This window comes from Streptomyces sp. SAI-127 (assembly GCF_029894425.1).
GTDB lineage: Bacteria > Actinomycetota > Actinomycetes > Streptomycetales > Streptomycetaceae > Streptomyces.
Genome location: NZ_JARXYJ010000001.1, coordinates 3,407,128 through 3,427,410, shown reverse-complemented (window position 1 = coordinate 3,427,410; position 20,283 = coordinate 3,407,128). Strand labels below are relative to the sequence as shown.

16 protein-coding genes and 1 pseudogene are annotated in these 20,283 nt (G+C 71.7%); 10 read left to right on the top strand and 7 right to left on the bottom strand.

Annotated features, from left to right (window positions below):
• Positions 1-20: 20 nt before the first annotated feature.
• Entirely contained in the window at positions 21-1,577 is a 1,557-nt protein-coding gene (locus tag M2157_RS15485; protein WP_280865517.1) for a metallophosphoesterase family protein, read from the bottom strand.
• A gap of 164 nt (positions 1,578-1,741) precedes the next feature.
• Here M2157_RS15485 and M2157_RS15480 point away from each other — a divergent pair, with 164 nt between their 5' ends.
• Both M2157_RS15480 and M2157_RS15475 read left to right on the top strand, forming a co-directional pair.
• The gene (locus tag M2157_RS15480) at positions 1,742-2,785 is read left to right on the top strand and encodes a 3-isopropylmalate dehydrogenase (protein ID WP_280862414.1); all 1,044 of its coding nucleotides are present in this window, start codon (positions 1,742-1,744) and stop codon (positions 2,783-2,785) included.
• Positions 2,786-3,039: 254 nt separating this feature from the next.
• Positions 3,040-4,128: a branched-chain amino acid aminotransferase gene (locus M2157_RS15475; protein WP_280862413.1), complete on the top strand. Its 1,089-nt coding sequence runs from the start codon at positions 3,040-3,042 to the stop codon at positions 4,126-4,128.
• A 581-nt stretch (positions 4,129-4,709) separates the two neighbouring features.
• On the opposite strand, the gene M2157_RS15470 is transcribed toward M2157_RS15475, so the two are convergent.
• Entirely contained in the window at positions 4,710-4,949 is a 240-nt protein-coding gene (locus tag M2157_RS15470) for a hypothetical protein (protein ID WP_280865516.1), read from the bottom strand.
• A gap of 587 nt (positions 4,950-5,536) precedes the next feature.
• Between M2157_RS15470 and M2157_RS15465 the strand changes: the two genes are divergently transcribed.
• The 5 genes from M2157_RS15465 (at position 5,537) to cimA (ending at position 11,724) form a co-directional block, all read left to right on the top strand.
• Positions 5,537-7,294: a hypothetical protein gene (locus tag M2157_RS15465; protein WP_280865515.1), complete on the top strand. Its 1,758-nt coding sequence runs from the start codon at positions 5,537-5,539 to the stop codon at positions 7,292-7,294.
• The gene (locus M2157_RS15460) at positions 7,287-7,754 is read left to right on the top strand and encodes a hypothetical protein (RefSeq protein WP_280865514.1); all 468 of its coding nucleotides are present in this window, start codon (positions 7,287-7,289) and stop codon (positions 7,752-7,754) included. The genes M2157_RS15465 and M2157_RS15460 overlap by 8 nt, the downstream gene beginning before the upstream one ends.
• Before the next feature lie 55 nt (positions 7,755-7,809).
• Positions 7,810-8,307, top strand: a complete 498-nt coding sequence (locus tag M2157_RS15455; RefSeq protein ID WP_280862410.1) for a hypothetical protein — start codon at positions 7,810-7,812, stop codon at positions 8,305-8,307.
• A 315-nt stretch (positions 8,308-8,622) separates the two neighbouring features.
• Positions 8,623-9,810 (top strand): hypothetical protein, encoded by a 1,188-nt coding sequence (locus M2157_RS15450; RefSeq protein ID WP_280865513.1) that lies wholly within the window; start codon positions 8,623-8,625, stop codon positions 9,808-9,810.
• 309 nt (positions 9,811-10,119) lie between these two features.
• Positions 10,120-11,724 (top strand): citramalate synthase, encoded by a 1,605-nt coding sequence (gene cimA / locus M2157_RS15445; RefSeq protein ID WP_280862408.1) that lies wholly within the window; start codon positions 10,120-10,122, stop codon positions 11,722-11,724.
• Positions 11,725-11,731: 7 nt separating this feature from the next.
• Here the strand turns inward: cimA and M2157_RS15440 are convergent, their stop codons facing one another.
• On the bottom strand, positions 11,732-12,220 hold the full coding sequence (locus M2157_RS15440; protein WP_280862407.1) for a hypothetical protein: 489 nt from the start codon (positions 12,218-12,220) through the stop codon (positions 11,732-11,734).
• Between the two features lie 243 nt (positions 12,221-12,463).
• On the opposite strand from M2157_RS15440, the gene M2157_RS15435 reads away from it, so the two are divergent.
• On the top strand, positions 12,464-13,840 hold the full coding sequence (locus M2157_RS15435) for a hypothetical protein (RefSeq protein WP_280862406.1): 1,377 nt from the start codon (positions 12,464-12,466) through the stop codon (positions 13,838-13,840).
• A 119-nt stretch (positions 13,841-13,959) separates the two neighbouring features.
• On the opposite strand, the gene M2157_RS15430 is transcribed toward M2157_RS15435, so the two are convergent.
• The 3 genes and pseudogenes from M2157_RS15430 to M2157_RS15420 all read right to left on the bottom strand — a co-directional run.
• Complete coding sequence (locus M2157_RS15430) at positions 13,960-14,742, bottom strand: serine protease (protein WP_280862405.1); 783 nt, start codon at positions 14,740-14,742, stop codon at positions 13,960-13,962.
• Positions 14,743-14,888: 146 nt separating this feature from the next.
• Positions 14,889-15,284 carry a MarR family transcriptional regulator gene (locus M2157_RS15425; protein WP_280862404.1) on the bottom strand — a complete coding sequence of 132 codons (396 nt, stop codon included), beginning with the start codon at positions 15,282-15,284 and terminating at the stop codon, positions 14,889-14,891.
• 172 nt (positions 15,285-15,456) lie between these two features.
• Positions 15,457-16,080 (bottom strand): annotated as a pseudogene (locus M2157_RS15420) (MFS transporter); the annotation flags it as partial.
• Between the two features lie 669 nt (positions 16,081-16,749).
• On the opposite strand from M2157_RS15420, the gene M2157_RS15415 reads away from it, so the two are divergent.
• Complete coding sequence (locus M2157_RS15415; RefSeq protein WP_280865512.1) at positions 16,750-17,253, top strand: hypothetical protein; 504 nt, start codon at positions 16,750-16,752, stop codon at positions 17,251-17,253.
• Here M2157_RS15415 and M2157_RS15410 read toward each other — a convergent pair.
• Complete coding sequence (locus M2157_RS15410) at positions 17,240-17,794, bottom strand: YceI family protein (RefSeq protein ID WP_280862402.1); 555 nt, start codon at positions 17,792-17,794, stop codon at positions 17,240-17,242. The two genes, M2157_RS15415 and M2157_RS15410, sit on opposite strands and share 14 nt — an antisense overlap.
• A 134-nt stretch (positions 17,795-17,928) precedes the next feature.
• Here M2157_RS15410 and M2157_RS15405 point away from each other — a divergent pair, with 134 nt between their 5' ends.
• Positions 17,929-20,256 (top strand): polysaccharide lyase 8 family protein, encoded by a 2,328-nt coding sequence (locus tag M2157_RS15405; protein WP_280865511.1) that lies wholly within the window; start codon positions 17,929-17,931, stop codon positions 20,254-20,256.
• Positions 20,257-20,283 lie beyond the last annotated feature (27 nt).

Here is a 20,283-nt window from a genome sequence, read left to right as displayed (position 1 = left end):
CGAGGTGTGGCGCGGGCCCGTCAGGCCCCGCGCCGCACCTCGAAATGGTCGACGCGCTCCCCGCTCTGCGCGAGCGCCGACACCGTCAGCCGCGGCCGCGCCCCGCTCTCCGCCTCCACCGAGAGCAGCGAGAACCCGCGGTAGCGCACCCGCGACCACTCCACCGTCTCCTTCCGGGGCTGCTCGGACTTCGTCCACTGGAAGGTCTCGACGGACTCGTGGTCGTGCACGCGTCCCTCGTAGCTCTCCTTCACGCCCGCCGGGAAGCCGTACAGATCCCGGCCGCCCCCGCCGGCCGTCACGTACACGATCCCGTCCCGCGTCGGATCCGTGGCGCCGCCGACCGGCACCCGCCGGCCCACCTCGCCGCCGCGGATCGCGTCCGTCCGCTCGTACACGTGGTTGTGCCCGTTGATCACCAGATCCACCTGGTGCTTCTCGAACAGCGGCAGCCACTCGGCGCGCACTCCGCCGTCGGAGGCGTGCGAGGACGTCGAGTACGCGCAGTGGTGGAAATAGACGACGACGAAGTCGATCCCCTTGGCCGCGCGCAGCTCGGCCAGCCTCTTCTCCAGCCACTTCGTCTGCCTCCCGCCCGTGTGGCCGAAGTTGGCCTGGATCTCGTACGACACGTCGTTCGCGTCCAGTGCCACGACGCCGACGTTGCCGTAGACGAAGGAGTACACACCCGGTGCCGAGCGCGGGTCGAAGCCGCTGTCCGGGAGGGACCAGCGGGCGAGCTGGCCGCCGTAGCCGTCGGGCGAGTACCAGGCCTCCATGTCGTGGTTGCCGGTCGTCACCATCCACGGCACGCTCCGCGCGACCTCCTCGTTCTGCTTGAGGAACAGGTCCCAGAAGCCCGGGTCGTAGCCGTCCGACGTCAGGCCCCGGCCGTTGCTGTCGGCGTAGCAGATGTCGCCGGCGTGGAGGTGGAAGGCGGGCTTCTGGCGCAGCAGGAGGTTGTCGTTGGCGGCCGCGGCGGTGCCGACGCCCTGGTCGCCGAAGGCGGTGAAGACGAACTTCCCGGGGCTCGCCGGGGCCGTACGGAAGCTGCTGATGGTCGAGCGGCGGCTCGCGTCCGCCGGGTCGAAGCCGTCGTGGCCGACGCCGTAGTAGTACGTCGTGCCGGGGCGCAGGCCGTCCAGGGCCGCGTGCAGGTAGTACTGGTCGAGGGCGAGACGTACGCCGGTCTGCCCCGGGGTGTGCAGGTCGCGGAGCTCGGCCTCGATCTTCCGGCTCAGATCGTCGGGCTTCAGGCCGACGCGGACGTACGGCCTCTTCACCGCGAGCGGGACCTGCCACGAGATCCGCATCTGCGTCCCCGGGTCGGCGCCGAAGGCGAGATGGCGGCCGAAGGGGGAGACGGCGGAGCCGTGCACCGCGGCCGTGGGGGAGGGGGTGGTGGCCGGGCTCGAAGGGCCGTTGCCCGCGCAGCCGGTCAGCAGGCCGCCCGCGACCGCGCCCGCCGTCACCAGCGTGCGCCGCCGGGACAGCTTCGTCCGCAGGTACTCGTGCTGCTCGGCCATGGTCATCCGGCGCGCGAGCTGGGGCGGAATGCCGAAGTCGGGGAGGTCCATGGCTGTGAACTTCCCAGCGGACACCGACAACCGCCATACCTCCAGGTGAACGTGAGTCGAAGGACTGACGCCCGTCCGTGCGGCCGTGTCCGTGTCGCGCTCGTGTCGTGTCCGTATCGCGGACAGGCCATGTCATCCCATGGGACGAGGGGTAGGGTTCCCGCATGTCTCGCAGCATCAATCTCGCAGTGATTCCCGGTGACGGCATCGGCCAGGAGGTCGTGGCCGAAGGTCTGAAGGTCCTCTCCGCCGTCCTTCCGCAGGATGTGAAGCTGGAGACCAAGGACTTCGACTTCGGCGCCCGCCGCTACCACGACACCGGTGAGACCCTCACCGACGCGGACCTCGACGCGCTGAAGAAGCACGACGCGATCCTGCTGGGCGCCATCGGTGACCCGTCGGTCCCCTCCGGCGTGCTGGAGCGCGGCTTCCTGCTCAAGCTCCGCTTCGCCTTCGACCATCACGTGAACCTGCGTCCGTCGAAGCTGCTCCCGGGTGTCGACACGCCCCTCAAGGGAGAGCCGGCCATCGACTTCGTCGTCGTCCGTGAGGGCACCGAGGGCCCGTACACCGGCAACGGCGGCACCATCCGCAAGGGCACCGAGCACGAGGTCGCCACCGAGGTCTCCGTGAACACGGCCTTCGGTGTCGAGCGCGTGGTCCGTGACGCCTTCGCCCGCGCCCAGGCCCGTCCGCGCAAGAAGCTCACTCTGGTCCACAAGAACAACGTGCTGACCTTCGCCGGGCACCTGTGGACGAACATCTTCAACAAGGTGGCCGAGGAGTTCCCCGAGGTCACCACCGACTACATCCACGTCGACGCGGCCACGATCTACCTGGTCACCGACCCGGCCCGGTTCGACGTGATCGTCACCGACAACCTCTTCGGCGACATCATCACCGACCTCGCCGCGGCCGTCTCCGGCGGCATCGGTGTCGCCGCGAGCGGAAACATCAACCCGTCCGGCGAGTTCCCCTCGATGTTCGAGCCGGTCCACGGATCGGCGCCGGACATCGCGGGTCAGGGCAAGGCCGACCCCACCGCCACGGTCCTGTCCGTCGCCCTGCTCCTGCGCCACCTCGGCTTCGAGGCCGAGGCCGCCCGCATCGACGAGGCGGTCACCGCCGACCTCGCCGAGCGCACCGGCAAGCCCGCCCGCAGCACGTCGGAGATCGGCGACGCGCTGGCCGTACGAGTAGCCGGCTGACCGGGCGCGCCACTCGAAAGACCATTCGAAGCCGCCGGGTCACTCGTACCCGGCGGCTTTCGCATGTCCCCCGCCGGGTGCCACCATCATCCCCAGGGTCGCATTTCACGCCGTTTCTTCCTCGACTCCCCGCTTGCGATAATCGAACGCGGAGCCGCGGAATGAGGGAATGCTCGGACGTCCTAGCACTGGTCACTGACAGTAAAAGGGCGTGAGCGCGGCCCGTCACTACAACCGGTGAAGGACAACCACTCATGACGACGCCCACGATCGAGCTCAAGCCCTCGGCCTCGCCACTTTCCGACGCGGAGCGCGCGGCGATCCTGGCCAATCCCGGGTTCGGCCGCCACTTCACCGACCACATGGTGACGATCAAGTGGACCGAGGGCCGCGGCTGGCACGACGCGCAGCTCGTCCCCTACGGCCCCATCTCGCTGGATCCCTCCACCCACGTCCTGCACTACGGCCAGGAGATCTTCGAGGGCCTGAAGGCCTACCGTCAGGCCGACGGCTCGGTCGCCGTGTTCCGGCCGGAGGCCAACGCCCGGCGCTTCCGCAACTCCGCCCGCCGGATGGCGATGGCCGAGCTGCCCGAGGAGCTGTTCATCGAGGCCCTCGACGCGCTGATCGGCCAGGACGCCGACTGGGTCCCGCCGCACGGCGGCGAGGAGGCCCTCTACCTGCGGCCCTTCATGTTCGCCACGGAGGCCGCGCTCGGCGTCCACCCGGCCAACGAGTACCTCTTCATGCTGATCGCCTCCCCGTCCGGCGCGTACTTCGCCGGCGGGGTCAAGCCGGTCACCATCTGGGTCTCCGAGGACCACGTCCGCGCGGTCCCCGGCGGCACCGGCGACGCCAAGACCGGCGGCAACTACGCGGCCTCCCTCCTCCCGCAGGCCGAGGCCGCCGCTAACGGCTGCGACCAGGTCGTCTACCTCGACGCGGTGACCCGCACCAAGGTCGAGGAGTCCGGCTCCATGAACATCGCCTTCGTCTACGGCGACCGGATCGTCACGCCGTCGCTCACGGGCTCGATCCTCGAGGGCATCACCCGCGACTCCCTCCTCCAGGTCGCCCGCGACCTCGGTTACACCGCCGAGGAAGGTGTCGTCACCCTGGACCAGTGGCGCACCGACGCCGCGTCCGGCGCCCTCACCGAGGTCTTCGCCTGCGGCACCGCCGCGGTCGTCACGCCGATCGGCCACGTCAAGACCAGGACGGACGCCTGGACCCACGGCGACGGCACGCCCGGCGAGGTCACCCTGAAGCTGCGCGAGGCGCTGCTCGGCATCCAGCGCGGTGTCAGGGAGGACAAGCACGGCTGGATGCACAAGCTGGGCTGATCCCCGCAGACGTCACACGGGCCCGTTCGGAGGACTTCCGGGCGGGCCCTCGTCCGCATTCCCCTCCCGTCCAACTGCCCGGCGTGGCATGGTGGATAAGCCTCGCATGCGGGGCATTCCGACGGGGGTGCTGGATGGAAGCACTCGACTTCCAGGTGGAGATCGGCAGGGGGGCCGGGCAGAGCTACGAAGTGACGTGGCGTGCCCCGGACGGCAGCGAGACGTCCGGTCTCACGCGGGTCGCCGTGAGCGCCGATGAACTGCGTGCCCTCGCGGCCCGGGTTCCGGAAGCGGTCCTCGCCTCCTCCGCGCAGGTCCGGCGCAGCGTGGCCCCGGAGGAACGGCCGATCCAGGAGCTGGGCCGGCTGCTCTTCGATGCGCTCCTGCCCGGTACCGGCCGCGCGCTGCTAGCCGCGGCACGCCACCGGGCCGGGCACGAGGAGCGCCGACTCAGGGTGATCCTGCGTGTGCGGCCGCCCGAACTGGCCCGGTTGCCCTGGGAGTTCCTCTTCGACGAGGGACAGAACGACTACGTCTGCCCCACCACCACACTCATCCGCCACCCACAAGTGGCCGCGCCGCTACGGCCGTTGAAAGTGCGGCCGCCCCTGCGCATCCTGTGCATGGCCGCCGCCCCCGACGACCAGGAGCCGCTCGCCGTACGGTCCGAAAAGCAGCGCCTCGGCAGCGCGCTCGCCGGACTGGAGCGTGAGGGCCTGATCGAGCTCGGCTGGACGGCCGGCGACACCTGGCGCGATCTCCGCAGCGCCCTGCGCCGCGGCGGGGACGCCCAGTGGCACGTCTTCCACTTCATCGGCCACGGGGGCTTCGACGCCGTGGCCCAGGAGGGGACCCTGCGGCTCAGCGCGGAGGAGGGCGGGACCTACGACCTCGGCGCGGAGAACCTCGCCATGGTGCTGGAGGGCAGGCCGTCGCTGCGGCTCGTGGTCCTCAACGCCTGTGAGACGGGCCGCTCCAGCGCAGCCGACCCGTTCTCCAGTGTGGCGGGCGCGCTGATGCAGCGGGGCCTGCCGGCGGCACTCGCCATGCAGTTCCCGATCTCGGACCGGGCGGCGGAGGAGTTCAGCCGTACCTTCTATGAGGGGCTGGCGCACCGGATGCCGGTCGACGCGGCGGTCACCGACGCCCGGCAGGCCATTCGACTCGCGCTGCGCGGCACGCTGGAATGGGGGACCCCGGTCCTCTACATGCGCTCTCTGGACGGACTCCTCTTCGACTTCCGCACCGCGCCCGCCGCGCGCAGGGACACGGGAGAACTGCATGACCTGTACGTCCAGGGACTCGCCGCGCTCTACACCGAGCGCTGGGACGACGCCGTGGCCGCGTTCCGCGCGGTGGTCACTCAGAACCCCACCTACCAGAGCGGCAAGGCGAAGCTGAACGAGGCGTGCGCGGGCGACGGCTCGCCTCGCTCTACGCGGCGGGGACCGGGGCGGCGGACCACGGCCACTGGGACGCGGCCGTCGAGCACCTGGGTGCCGTCGTGGCCACCGAGCCGGACTACCGGGACGCCGCGGAGCGCCTGCGGCGGGCACGGCACGAGCAGGCTGTCGCCGGGCTGCGCACCGAGATCGCGGATCTGCACCGTGCCGGACAGTGGCAGGCGGTACTGGCGGTGGGAGCACGCCTGGCCGCACTCTCCCCGGCCACCCCCGATCCGGACGGCCTGGTCGCGGCGGCCCGCCAGGCGGAGGAACGGGTACGCGAGACACCCCCCGAGGACCCCACCGACGAGACCGGCTCCGCCGACGGGGAGGCGAGGTCGGAGTCGGTGGGGGGTGAGCACCCTGGTGTGGACTCGCGTGCCCAGCCTCCCGAGGGAACCGATGAGGCGGGCGCTGTCGCTCCGCCGGCGTCGGAGAGGGTGCGGGCCGACCGCCCTGGCGTGCCCACCCCCGACGGCGCCGACTTGGCGGGCTCCGCCGTCCCGGAGGCGAGGTCGGAGTCGGTCCGAGCCGGTCACCCTCGGGATCCACGCACCGAACCGCCCGACCCGTCCGCGCCGCATGCGCGGTCCGGGCCGCCGGTCGTCCTCCCGCGTTCCGAGCCGACGAGACCCGTACCGACCGGCGGTGACCAGAGCCGCGTCCGAAGAGAGACCCCGTCCCCGCGTGAGCCCACGCTCAGCTGGACCGAGCCCCTGTGGCGCGAACCGGCGCCGGTTCCCGTGCCCCCGCGGCCCTCGATGCCGCCGTCGGTGGGGCGCGTACCCGAACCGGTGCGCCCGGGTGACGTGCCGCTGTCCTGGCAGCCCGGTGTGCGGTCCTTCGCCTTCAGCCAGGACGGCAGCCGGGTGGCCGTCGGCTACCAGACCGGCGGCGCCGACGTCTTCGACCTGGGCGGACATGTCGTGGCCACCCTGCGCCGGGACGACGCGCGGGCGGCACCGCTCACCCGCGCCGCCCGGCTGATGGGCGTCCGCGCGGACAGCGCGGTGACCTGCCTGGCGCTGACGCCCAACGGGGGCCAGCTGGCGACGGCCCAGGACGCGACGGCACGGATCTGGAGCGTCGCCAAGGGCGTCGAGCTACGGCAGATGCGGTTGCCCGACGCGGTGTGCGCGGTGAGTTTCAGCCCGGTCGGACACCGGGTGGTCTTCGCGACCGTGGCCCCGGCGGCCTACGTCTGGGACACCACGGACCCGACGGCCCGCCGTCGGCGGCTGCGCCTGGACGCCATGCCCCACCGGCTGGCGTGGTCACCGGACGGCCTGCGGTTCGCCACCGCGGGACCCAAGGGGGCCCGGATGTGGAGCGTCGTGACCGGTGACCATGTTCTGGAGGCCGGAAGAGGCGTCGCGGTCCACGACGTCGCCGTCAGCCCGCTCGGCGCACGGCTCGCCCTCGCCCAGGGCGGGGCGAGGGTGCTGGACGCCCGGTCGGGGGTCGAACTGCACCGGCTCGGCGGGCGGACAGCCGTGGCGCGCGTGGCGTTCAACCGCGACGGCACGCGGCTGGCGACCGCCGACCGCGGAGGCATGGAGATCTGGGACATGCGGTCCGGCGAACAGGTCGCCCGGCGTCGGTTCGACGTCCGCTGGTCGGTCGAGGCCGTGTCGTTCGGCCCGGACAGGGCGGCCCGGGCACTGCTGAGGGCGCCGGAGTCCGTCTGGCTGATCCGTTTGGGAGAGGAACACGATGGCTGAGGAAGCACCGCGGTCCGCGGACGTCTATGTCGGCGCGCGCGAGGCCCCCGGCGCCGAGTCGGGCCTCGTCGACGCTCTCGCGGCCCTCGGCTTCACCGTACGCGTCAAGGTCTGGCCGGTACGCCGGGCGATGGCCGAGGTGCACTGGCTGTTCCTGGTGGCTCTGCCCCTCCAGGCCTTCCTCGGCGGCATCGGCGCGCGGTTCGCCGACGACGTCTACGGCAAACTGAAGGAGGCGCTGCGCCGCACGCCCCGTGAGCCGGATCCCGGACGCGAGCGCGCCGTCGTCCTTCAGGACACCGAGACCGGCGTACGGATCCTCCTCGGCCGGGAGCTGGACGACTCCGCCTTGGACGCCCTGCGCGACCTGGATCTGACCGGGTTCGGCAGCGGAACCCTGCGCTACGACACCACCGAGGCCCGCTGGGTCCCGGTCCCCGCCGACGACAGCCTCGTGTGAGCCTCGTTCTCGGTGATGGGGCGAACCGCGAGCCACGGTTCGGTAGAACGTACGGGTGAACGTGCTGAGTTGCGTGGCCTGCGGAAGCCGGCTGACCGAGCCGGTCCGGCGGCTCGACGAGATGCCCGAGTACCCCGGGTGGGACGGACTGCCGGACCCGGACGGCCGACGTCACGGCCCGCCGAGCGTCCCGCGCGGGACGTACGTCGTCGATCCGCAACCCTTCGGGGCGCCGTTCGAGCCGATCGGTCCCGACGAGGAGGAGGAGTACGACGGGATCGTGCCCGGCGGCATGTGGATGTCCGACGAGCGTGGCTTCCTGGTCGCCGCCGGGCCCCGCGGCACCTACGTGTTGCACCCGGACGACGTCGTGGACCTTGTCCCGCACCCCGATCTGTACCGCCTGATCGGCTGCTGCGGGCCGGACGGCCGGGCCGGGATCAACCACGTCTGCGTCTGCGGCGCCGAGGTCGCCATCGTGGCCGCCGACTGCACCAGCCGCTACGAGACGCGGCTCGTCCCGGACGCCGTACGTCCGCAGGCCACCGCATGACCACCCGCCACCGCACCCCGCACCCCGCACCGGGGGACGATTCTCGGCCACGTACGGGAGTTGCCGGAGGCGAGCCTCCTCGCGGACGCGCGACCTTCCGTCCGGGTTGTACGCAATAAGGGCGATTGACCCTGTGGTCGCTGGTGCGTTTGCCTCGAAGGGAGCCCTCGGCGCGGGGCCGGGGGTCATGCGCCAACGGGGAACACAAGGGGGAACATGTCCAAGGCTTCAGCCATCCGGCGGGGAATCGCGGACAGTGCGGTAGCAGGCGACAACCACCACGAATGACAGGCAACACCACAACGGGGGACCACCATGCACATCACCAAGCGATTCTTCGTGCTCGCGGCCGCCCTCGCGGCGGCGGCGCTCACCGCACCCACGGTGAGCGCCGCCCCCAGGGCCCCGCACACCGAACCGGTCAGCGTCACACCGGAGGGCAGGGCGGGAGGCGGCGCCTCGTACGACGCCGTCATCAGCCGCAACGGCCGCTACGTCGGCTTCGACTCGACCGCCGAGGACCTGGACCCGAACGTCCCGCACGGCGGCATGTACATCCGCGACCTGAGCACCGGCAAGCTCCGTTTCTCGGGCTTCGGAAGCATCGTGGCGGTCCTGAACGACGGCCGCTACGTCTACCACCAGAACGACGTCGTGCTCCACGACGCGCGGACGGGCAAGGAGGAGAAGTTCGGCATCGAGGTCCCCGAGGGCTTCGAGGGGCCGATCGGCCAGGTCTCCGTCAGCGCCGACGCCCGCTACGCCGTCTTCACGCTCCGGGAGACCGGCGGGGGCGGCGTGGTCTTCCTGCGTGACCGCATCGCGGGCACCACCGAGCGGATCAGCCACCCGAAGCCCACCTGGGAGCCGCGCGACGCCTCCGGGCCGACGGTCAGCGACGACGGCAAGCGGGTCGTCTACCAGTACACCTACGCCAACGGCCCGCGCGGCGACGACTGGGGCGACGTCTGGATGTACGACCGCACCACTCACGAGCGCACCCAGATCGACCGCTCCTACGACGGCTCGCAGACCCAGCGGGAGTCGACGCAGCCGTCCATCAGCGGCGACGGACGGACGGTCGTCTTCGAGTCCGCGGACACCCACCTGGTGCCGAACGACACCGATGCCAGTTGGAACGTGTTCGTGCACACCGTCACCACGGGCACCAACCGGCGCCTCCACTCGCCCGGCGACGCCCCTTCCCACGTCTACACCCGGGCCCCCGCCGTCAGCGCGAACGGCCGGTACGTCACCTTCACGGGCCGGGTCGACGGACTGCCCGGCGGCACCCGCAACCCCGTGTACCTGCGGGACCTGAAGAAGGACACGACCACCCTGGTCACCCCCGACCGCGCCGGCGCCCCGGTGTCCGCCCAGGTCGGACCGGGCGGCATCGCGGACGGGGCCCGGCGGATCGTCCACGTCTCCTGGGACGGGACGCTGATCCCGGGCGGGGACGCCAACGAGGAGCGGGACGTGTTCGTACGGCACCTGCGCTGATCAGCACAGTGCTCGCATCCTGAGACGGAGGGTGAGCACGGGGGCGGTCTGTGCCAGACTGCCTCCGTGCTCTCGTTCGCCATGATTATTGGCAGCAGGCGCGCCGGTCCGCAGTGACCGCCACGTACGACCAGGTACGGGCGGACACCGTCGTCCTCGACCCGCGCGCAGACCTCTCGCACCCGCGAGGGGTTTTTCGCATTTCTGGCCCACCCGCAGCCGGAAGCGAGAGCGCGAGGGAGTATGTGGGGGCGGTGGAGCCGGTCATTCCGGTACGACCGAGATCCAATCCTCAGGAGCCTTGAGACCATGACCGAACCCAGCGAGCTCGACGATCAGTTCCACGTCTTCGACACCACTCTGCGCGACGGCGCCCAGCGGGAGGGCATCAACCTCACCGTCGCGGACAAGCTGGCCATCGCACGGCACCTGGACGACTTCGGCGTGGGCTTCATCGAGGGCGGCTGGCCCGGCGCCAATCCACGGGACACCGAGTTCTTCGCCCGCGCCCGCCAGGAGATCGACTTCAGGCACGCCCAGCTCGTCGCCTTCGGCGCGACCCGCCGGGCGGGCGCGAAGGCGTCCGAGGACCCGCAGGTCAAGGCCCTCCTGGACTCCGGCGCAGACGTGATCACCCTGGTCGCCAAGTCGCACGACCGGCACGTCGAGCTGGCGCTCAGGACGACGTTGGACGAGAACCTGGAGATGGTCCGCGACACGGTGTCCTTCCTGAAGGACCAGGGCCGCCGTGTCTTCGTCGACTGCGAGCACTTCTTCGACGGCTACCGCGCGAACCCGGAGTACGCGAAGGCCGTCGTACGGGCGGCCTCGGAGGCCGGCGCCTCCGTCGTCATCCTCTGCGACACCAACGGCGGCATGCTCCCGGCCCAGGTCCAGGCCGTCGTCGCGACCGTCCTCGCGGACACCGGCGCCCGGCTCGGCATCCACGCCCAGGACGACACCGGCTGCGCGGTCGCCAACACCCTCGCCGCCGTGGACGCGGGCGCGACCCACGTCCAGTGCACGGCGAACGGCTACGGCGAGCGGGTCGGCAACGCCAACCTCTTCCCGGTCGTCGCGGCCCTGGAGCTCAAGTACGGCAAGAAGGTCCTCCCCGACGGCAAGCTGCGCGAGATGACCCGGATCTCGCACGCGATCGCCGAGGTCGTCAACCTCACCCCCTCCACCCACCAGCCCTACGTCGGCGTCTCGGCCTTCGCCCACAAGGCGGGCCTGCACGCCTCCGCGATCAAGGTCGACCCGGACCTGTACCAGCACATCGACCCCGAGCAGGTCGGCAACACCATGCGGATGCTGGTCTCCGACATGGCGGGCCGCGCCTCGATCGAGCTCAAGGGCAAGGAACTCGGCATCGACCTCGGCGGCGACCGCGAGCTGGTCGGCCGGGTCGTGGAGCGCGTCAAGGAGCGCGAGCTCAAGGGCTACACGTACGAGGCCGCCGACGCCTCCTTCGAACTCCTCCTCCGCGCCGAGGTCCAGGGCAAGCCCCTGAAGTACTTCGGGGTCGAGTCCTGGCGCGCGATCGTGGAGGACCGCCCCGACGGCACCCACGCCAACGAGGCCACGGTCAAGCTGTTCGCCAAGGGCGAGCGCATCGTCGCCACGGCGGAGGGCAACGGCCCGGTCAACGCCCTCGACCGCGCCCTGCGCGTGGCCCTGGAGAAGATCTACCCCCAGCTCGCCAAGCTCGACCTCGTCGACTACAAGGTCCGCATCCTCGAAGGCGTCCACGGCACCCAGTCCACCACCCGGGTCCTGATCTCCACGTCGGACGGCACGGGGGAGTGGTCGACGGTGGGCGTCGCGGAGAACGTGATCGCGGCGTCGTGGCAGGCCCTGGAGGACGCCTACACCTACGGGCTGCTGCGGGCCGGGGTGGAGCCGGCGGAGTAGCCCCCGCTCAACACGAGTCCTCGGCGAGCTCCTCGAACTCGCCGAGGCTCATCGCCCGGCCGTCGGCCCAGACCTGACCGGGTCCCAGAGCGGCGAGGTCGCTCGCGCGAAACGTGACGGTGCCCGTGTACTCGTAGTTGAACTCCGCCTTCCCGAAGGCGAGCTCATAGGTGTACGACCGCACGGGCCGCTGCTCTCCGACCGCTCGGGCGTGCCAGGTGGCCGGCGGCGAGAAGAGCGGGAACTCGGCATCGCCGCCCCGCCGCTTGCCGGGCACCCGCCACCCGGACAGATTCCGCCCGGACTCGTCCCCGGCCGGGGCCCCTTCGAGCGAGAGCCCCTGGATCGGATCGTCACCGCACGGCCGCAGCACGACCTCCGCCGTCCCGCCGTCGTCCACCCGCACCGCGACCAGCGGCAGGATCTCCGCCCCGCACCCGCTCAGCAGCCCTACGGCGACGACCACACCGGCCACCGCGAAGACACTCCGCCTCATCGACTCGCCCCCCTCGTGCAGCCCTGCGAGCACATCACGGGCGGAACCACCGCACGACCACCGTTGCGCACCGGTCGCGTTGCGGTCCTGCAACTCGCGCGGGACGCAATGCAGAGCCCCGGGACGACGCTCCCGAGGGAGACCAGGTCCTCACCGGCAGCTACGACATCAGCGGCTACGGCGGCTTCACACAGATGACCGCCCGAGGGGTCGGTTCCGGGAGGTTTCGGGTAGCTTCGAAGTATGAAGGCCGCCGCGCAGGCCGTAGTACGGATCCGGAGCCTTCCAGGTCTGCTCATCGCCCTGGTGCTCGCGGTCCTGGCCGTCCTGGCGGCGGGCGCCCCGCCCGTCTCCGCCACGACGACCACGACGAGTGCCACGAGCGTCTCGGCCATCGGCCAGGCCCTCCGCGAGAACCCCGTCTACGTCGATCCGGCCGCTGCGGCCCAGCTGTCCGCCAAGGACGCGGACGCCCTGGCGGACCGGATCACGAAGGCGGACAAGCCGCTGTTCGTCGCGGTGCTGCCCGCCGACTACCCGAAGCAGGACCTCTTCACGAAGCTGCGCACCGCGACCGGCGTCACCGGCCTGTACGCGGTCCGCCTGGGCGACGCCTTCGACGCCCGCGCCGACGCCTCGGTCCTGCCGGGCGCGGCCGTACGGAACCTGGTGACGACCGTCGAGGGCGAGGACACCCGCGCCCAGCTGACCGACTTCACCGCCGCCGCGGTCACCAACATGGGCGGCTCGGCCCCGTCGACCTGGGGGACCTCCGACGACGGGGGCGGGGTCTCCAGCACGGCACTGATCACGGTCGGCGCGGTGCTCGTGGCCGGTGGGGCGGGCGCGTACACCCTGGTGCGGCGCAACCGGCGCCGGCACGCGGAGGAGCAGCGGGCCGCGCTGGAGAAGCTGCGGGTGGTGGTGGACGAGGACATCACGGCGTTCGGCGAGGAACTGGACCGGCTGGACTTCCACCCGGCCGAGGCGGGCGCCGACGACACGATGCGCGCGGACTACGAGCGGGCCCTGGACGCGTACGAGCAGGCGAAGTCGCTCATGGGGGCGGCGACGAGACCCGAGGACGTGCGAGCGGTCACCCGGGCCCTGGAGGACGGCCGCTTCGCGCTGGCCCAGCTCGCGGCGCGCCGCGAGGGCCGGGCGCTTCCCGAGCGCCGGGTCCCCTGCTTCTTCGACCCCCGCCACGGTCCCTCCGTCACCGACGCCACCTGGACGCCGCCGGGCGGGGCCGCGCGCGAGGTCCCGGTCTGCGCCGCGGACGCCACCCGGCTGGCCGACGGCCGGGACCCGGTGATGCGCGAGGTCGACACCGACCAGGGCCGCCGCCCCTACTGGGACGCGGGCCCCGCCTACGGCCCCTGGGCCGGTGGCTACTTCGGCGGCGGCCTCCTCCCCGGCCTGCTGGTCGGCACGGTCCTCGGCAGCATGATGGCCACCCCCGCCTACGCGGCCGACTACGGCTCCGGTTACGGCGATTTCGGCGGCGGCCACGAGGGCGGCGACCTCTCCGGCTCGGACTTCGACTCCGGGGACTTCGGCGGCTTCGGGGGCGGTGGCGATTTCGGCGGAGGAGGGGACTTCGGCGGAGGCGGCTTCTGACCGCTCGGGCTCATTCATCTGCCGGGGGATGGGACGGGCAGGGGCGGCGGGGGCGAAGACCGCGGGCCCGGCACTCGACGCACCGGACCCGCGGAAGACCGTACGCGACCCGCCTCACCTCACAGCGACGCGGCCGCCGAAGCGATCGCCGAGGCGAACGTGGACACCTCGGTGTAGACCCCGGGCGCATTCGCCCGAGCGCACCCTATGCCCCAGCTCACGATGCCGACCTGGATCCACGCGTTCGCCGAGTCCCGCCGGAACATGGGTCCGCCGGAGTCCCCCTGGCAGGTGTCGACCCCGCCCGAGGCATACCCCGCGCAGATCTCCTCGTTCGCGATGAGCCCGCTGTACCCGCTGTATCCCCGGCAGGTGGCGTCGCTCACGAACGGCACGGTGGCCTTCAGCAGATACCGCTGCTGGGCACCGCCCTCGGTGGCCGCACCCCACCCCGCGACCGTGAAGGTCCCGGTGTTGTACTGCGTCGTCGTCGCGATCTTCAGCGTGGGAAGGTTGATCGGCGCGGCGAGCTTGATGAGCGCCCAGTCCTTGCCGTCACCGTTGTACCCGGGCGCCCGGTACACGTACGTCGACCTGACCTGCACCCGCCCACTGGTGGACTGGAGGTCCGCGACCCCGGCGGTGGCGGTGATGCTGGTGTTCGCTCCGGTGCCGTTCACACAGTGCGCGGCGGTGAGCACGATCTGCTGGGTGTACAGCGCCCCGCCGCACCCCATGGACAGGCGCACCATGAACGGGAACTCGCCCTGCGCGGCACGGCTGCCGCCGACCACGGGCGAGGGCGCGGCCTGTGCGGCCGACACGGGCTGGAGGCCGGCGATCGCGAGCGCGACGGCTCCGACCGCCAGACATCTCTTGAGGGCCGTGAGGAGTTTCTTCAAGGTGATGCCTCTTCCAGGTGGGGGGTGGCTTTGACGAGTTCATGCCAAGTCTGGACACCAAAGAAACGCCCAAGTTCTGACATGGGCCGGTCAAATCTGTTGATGGATTATGGGAATCCTGTGAACTCGCGCACAAGGGGTGCGATTCAGCCAGCCGCAGGCGTCTCCGTGTCGGCGACCCGCTCCATCAACTCCGCGGCCAGCTCCAGCACCCCACGCTCGGTCGGGCTCAGGGACGCCAGCGCCCCCGCCAGCCAGGCGTCCCGCTCGCCCATGTCCCGCTCCAGCGCCAGCCGCCCCGGCTCCGTGAGGGACAGCACGGACTGACGCCGGTCCACGGTCCCGGCCTCGCGCGCCATCAGCCCCTCAGCCTCCAGTTCGGCGAAGACCCGGGTGAGCGACTGCGGCCGCTGCCGCAGCGCCGCCGCGACCTCGCCGGGGGTGGCGGACCCGTGCCGGTGCAGATGCCCGAGTACCTCCAGTTGGCTCGGGGGGAGGCTGCCGTCACCGCGCTCCTTCCGGAGCCGCCGGTTCAGCCGCACGACGCCCCGTCGAATGCGGACGGATTCGTACGCGTTGCGTATGAGTTTGTGCCGTGCTGCTCTGCTGGTCCCTCGCCCTCTGGCTGGAGGCGGTCGCCGGACTGCACACCGACGTCCTCGTCCTCGCGGTGGCCCTGACCCTCACCCTGGCCGGAACCCAGCGCACCGCGGACACCCGCCGCCGTCTCACCGGGCGCGCCCTGCTGCCCGCGACGGCGGCGGTCTCGTGAGCCGGCCGCTCCAGCTCGGCGCCCCTGTCCGGCACCGACCGCATCACCCCCACCACAGCGGGTACGGACAGCGCGGCCACCGCCCAGAACGCCGAGCGCCACCCCCAGACCTGCCCCAGCAGCGCCCCCGCCGGCACCCCGACGACACACGCGAGCGTGACCCCGCCCAGCAGCGTCGAGGTGGCCCGTCCCTTGGCGTCCGGTGCGACCATCCCGACCGCGGCCACCAGGGCGACGGCCAGGAACCCGGCGTTGGCGAGCGCACCGACCACCCGGGTGCCGAGCAGCACCGGGAAACTGCCGGTCGTCGCCCCGACGACATGCACACACAGGAACACACCCAGAAACCCCGGCAGCGCCAGACGCCACGGCCACCGCCGGGCGAACCCCGCCATCAAGGGCGCCCCGACCACCATCCCCACGGCGAAACCCGAGGTCAGCAATCCCGCGTCCCCCACCGAGACGCCCAACTCCCGGGCGATGTCCGGCATCAGACCGGACAGCATGAACTCGGACGTCCCCTGCGCGAACACCGCGACGCCCAGCAGAAACAGAGCGAACGGCATGAAGAAACTCCGCAACCCGAAGTCGTGGAAGAAGTCGCACACAGCGACACGGCACACGGACCCGGCCGTCCGGGCAGCGGTGATGACGAATCGTCAGACCGACATCACGGGCAGCCACCGGAGAGCCGGTGGCCGGAGTCTGGACGCTTCGGGGCTGGACACGGAGGCAGGCTGACCGCGGCCGCGGAGGATGAGCCACCGGTTTTGGACAGCCGAAGCGGGTCGCCGGGACCAGGCGGATGGCGAGTCCCAGGCCGACGGCCGGCCGGTCCGCCGCCGCACGGACTTCACCGCACCGTCGGGTGAGGGGGTGGGGCGGGGTTCGTCGGGGTGTGGGGCGACCGGGTGAGGCAGGTCTCGTGGGCCTGCTGGGTGACCGGACGGGGGCACGGCTCCACGGGCCCGTCGACAGACCTGACCAGCCCCGATTGCAACCGGCCCGCCCCCGACTCAAGGAACCCCGACTCCACCGGTCCGGCGACCGGCTCGACAAGCTGTGGCTTCACCGGCTCGTCAGCCGGCCCGGTCAGTCCCGATGCCATCGGTCCGGCAGCCGACCGGACGGGGCGCGGCTTCACCGGCTGGTCAGCCGACCCGGCCGGCCGCGGCTCCGTGGGCCCGTCGACAGAACCGGCCCGCTTGCCCTCCGGCCCCGACGGGATCGGCCCGGTGACCCAGGAGGGACTGGTCGCCGACCTGCGCGCCGGGCGCATGGAGCCGCGCGTGCTCGGCGAGGGCCTGATCAGCACCGCGGCCTTCGGCCCCATCGGCACCCGGCCGGCCGTAGGCGACGTCCTGGACCGGCTCACCCTCTGGGACGGCGCCGCGCGGGCGCGCCTCGGTGTGCTGGACGGCACCACGTCCGTCCCGTTGGCGGACGCCACCGGCGCGGTCACCGCGCTCGCCTTCTCCCACGACGGACGTACGCTCGCTGTCGCCGGATCGGCCGGCAGCCTGCAGCTGCGCACTCGCGTTCGGCCCCGACGGCAGGCTCTACGGCTCCGGCACCAACGTCCCCGTGCTGCGGTACGCCCTGAATCCGGGCCATCTGATCACCGAGGTCTGCCGACGCGCCGGCTCCGGTCTGTCCGAGACGGCCTGGAAGACGTATCTCCCGGACCTCCCGTACCGGCGCACCTGCTGAGCCCCGGCGACGGGGTCACGCGTTCTTGATAGCGGAGATGTCGAAGTTCAGCTTGATCTTGTCGGAGACCAGGACGCCGCCCGTCTCCAGGGTCGTGTTCCAGGTCAGGCCCCAGTCGGAGCGCTTGATCTCCGCCTTGCCCTCGAAGCCCACGCGCTCGTTGCCGAACGGGTCCTTCGCGGCGCCGTTGAACTCGAGGTCGATGGTGACCGGCTTGGTGGTGCCGAGGATGGTCAGATCACCGGTGATGCGGTAGTCCTCGTCGCCGAGTGCTTCCGCCTTGGTGGAGCGGAAGGTCATCGTCGGGAACTCCTCGATCTTGAAGAAGTCCGCGCTCTTGAGGTGCCCGTCACGGTCCGCCGACCCGGTGTCGATGCTGTCCATCTTGACGTCGATGGAGGCCGTCGACGCGGACGGGTCGCCGCCGTCCAGGTGCAGCGAGCCGCTGAACTCGTCGAACTTGCCCTTGACGTTGGTGACCATGGCGTGACGCACGGTGAAGCCGATCGTGGAGTGGGAGGCGTCGATCGTGTAGTCGCCGGTCAGCGCGGTCAGGTCGATGTTCGTCATGACGTAGCTCCTTGAAGTGAGGATGTTGAACGTTGAACCACTCAACGCGAACGACCGTAGACCTATTCCGTACAGGTTTCAACGTCATCCGCGAAGTGTTGGCCCGATCGCCCCGCGGTGGTAGATGCCCCGGTATGAACCCGCAGCGCAGAGCCCTCGTGCGACCCACCCGCAGAGCCGTCTTACTCGCGGCGGCGCTCCTGGCCACCGCCGCCCCGCCCGCCCGCGCCGCCGCAGCCGACCCGTACGACACCCTCCGCCGACGCTGGCTCGCCATCGCCCTCGGTACCGGCTACGACCCGGCGGCGCAGCCGTACGTCGCCCGCCTCGCCGAGACCGGCGAACTCGCCCGCGGCTTCCGCGCCACCATGGCCCCGACCCCCACCTCCCTCTGGCCGGGCCACCCCTACGATCCCCCGGCCGGCATCACCCGGAGCTACGGCCGCCTGTGGACCATGACCCGGGCTTACGTCCAGCCGGGCACCGGCTCGACCGGCGACGAGTCCCTCCTCGCGGACGTCCTCCGCGGCCTCGACCACCTCTCCGCCACCGTCTACAACCCCTCCACCACCCGCTACGGCAACTGGTGGGAGTGGCAGATCGGCAGCCCCCGCCTCCTCATGGACACCACGGCCGCCCTGTACGACCACCTCGGCCCGGATCGCGTCACAGCGGCCTGCGCCGCCGTCGACCACTTCATCCCCGACGCGACGCTCACCGACTACTCCGGCACCTCCACCGGCGCCAACCGCGTCGACCTGTGCCGCTCCGTCGTCCTGCGCGGCATCCTCGGCAGGGCCCCCGACCGGATAGCCCTCGCCCGAGACGCCCTCTCGCCGGTCTTCCCGTACGTCGCGAAGGGCGATGGCCTCTACGCCGACGGCTCCTTCGTCCAGCACACCTGGGTCGCCTACTCCGGCACCTACGGACAGGTCCTGCTCGACGGCCTCGGCCGCCTCTTCGCCCTCCTCGCGGGGTCCGAGTGGGAGGTGACCGACCCGCACCGGCAGACCGTCCTCGACAGTGTCGAGCGCGCCTACGCCCCGCTGATCCACGACGGGCTGGTGATGGACAGCGTCAACGGCCGTGCCATCAGCCGCGGTCACCTCAAGGACGACGACCGCCACGTCATGCGCGGCGACCACTTCCACGGCCAGGGAATCGTCGCCGCCATCGCGCTGCTGGCGGGCGGGGCGAGCGAGGAGGAGCGGTCGCGCTGGCACGGCCTGGTGAAGGGCTGGATCGAGCGGGACACCGTCGCACCGATCCTGACGGCGCCCCAGTTCGACGTGGCCGACCTCGCCCGGCTGCACGCGGTGGCCGCGTCACCCGTCCCCGCCACCCCCGAACCTGTCGGGCACACACTCTTCGCCGCCATGGACAGGGCCGTCCACCGCCGCCCCGGATTCGTCGCGAACATCGCCATGGCCAGCGCCCGCATCGCCGCCTACGAATGCGGCAACGGCGAGAACCCCCGCGGCTGGCACACCGGCGCCGGAATGCTCTCCTGGTGGGCCGACGGCCGGGCCGATCAGTACACGGACTGGTACTGGCCGACCGTCGACTGGTACCGCCTCCCCGGCACGACGGTCTCCACGAAACGCCTTCCCGACCGGGCCGGCGGCGAGTGGGGCGAGCCCAAGCCGGACGTCCGCTGGGTCGGCGGCACGACCGACGGCGAGTACGCGGCGATCGGCCAGCACCTGAAGGGACTGGAGTCGACTCTTCAGGCCCGCAAGTCGTGGTTCTGCGTCGCGGACGCGGTGATCTGCCTCGGAGCGGGCATCACCTGCACCGACGGCGTCCCCGTCGAGACCGTCGTCGACAACCGCAACCTGGGGGAGGGCGGGACACAGTCCTTCGTACGGGGCCGGGGCTGGGCGCATCTGGAGGGGCACGGAGGCTGGCTCGTCCCCGGCGCCCTGCGCGCCCTGCGCGAGGACCGCACCGGCGCCTGGTCCGACATCAACACTTCCAGTACGACCGAACAGCGCACCCGGCGCTGGCAGACCCTCTGGCTCGACCACGGCACCGACCCCGTGGACGCCTCGTACGTCTATGTCCTGATGCCCGGGGCCTCCCGTCACGCCGTCGCCGCTCGCGCCGCCGACCGCCACTGGCTGTCGGTCCTCGCCAACGACAGCGTGTGCCAGGCGGTCCGCGTCGACCGCCTGGGCCTGACCGCCGCGAACTTCTGGCGGGCCGGCACCGCGGGTCCGCTCACCGCGTCGGCCGGGGCGAGCGTGCTGGTCCGCCGCAGGGGTCGTACCGCTACTCTCTCCGTGGCCGAGCCACCCCGTTCGGGCGAACCGCTGGAGATCGTCTGGAACCGCCCCGTGCGCTCGGTCGTGCGCGCCGACGACACGATCGACATACGTGCCACGGGCCGCCTGCTGCACCTGCGCGTCACCCCGGGGGAGGTATGCGCCACGCATGAATGTGAGGTGACTCTCACGCACTGACTTTGTTGGACCTCTACAAGCGGCAGG

Excerpts from the sequence above, each read along its gene's own strand:
- M2157_RS15440 (WP_280862407.1), bottom strand. The coding sequence starts at position 12,220 with ATGAGGCGGAGTGTCTTCGCGGTGGCCGGTGTGGTCGTCGCCGTAGGG.
- M2157_RS15450 (WP_280865513.1), top strand. The coding sequence starts at position 8,623 with ATGCACATCACCAAGCGATTCTTCGTGCTCGCGGCCGCCCTCGCGGCG.
- M2157_RS15405 (WP_280865511.1), top strand. The coding sequence starts at position 17,929 with ATGAACCCGCAGCGCAGAGCCCTCGTGCGACCCACCCGCAGAGCCGTC.
- M2157_RS15485 (WP_280865517.1), bottom strand. The coding sequence starts at position 1,577 with ATGGACCTCCCCGACTTCGGCATTCCGCCCCAGCTCGCGCGCCGGATG.
- M2157_RS15410 (WP_280862402.1), bottom strand. The coding sequence starts at position 17,794 with ATGACGAACATCGACCTGACCGCGCTGACCGGCGACTACACGATCGAC.
- M2157_RS15435 (WP_280862406.1), top strand. The coding sequence starts at position 12,464 with ATGAAGGCCGCCGCGCAGGCCGTAGTACGGATCCGGAGCCTTCCAGGT.
- M2157_RS15460 (WP_280865514.1), top strand. The coding sequence starts at position 7,287 with ATGGCTGAGGAAGCACCGCGGTCCGCGGACGTCTATGTCGGCGCGCGC.
- M2157_RS15480 (WP_280862414.1), top strand. The coding sequence starts at position 1,742 with ATGTCTCGCAGCATCAATCTCGCAGTGATTCCCGGTGACGGCATCGGC.
- M2157_RS15475 (WP_280862413.1), top strand. The coding sequence starts at position 3,040 with ATGACGACGCCCACGATCGAGCTCAAGCCCTCGGCCTCGCCACTTTCC.
- cimA (WP_280862408.1), top strand. The coding sequence starts at position 10,120 with ATGACCGAACCCAGCGAGCTCGACGATCAGTTCCACGTCTTCGACACC.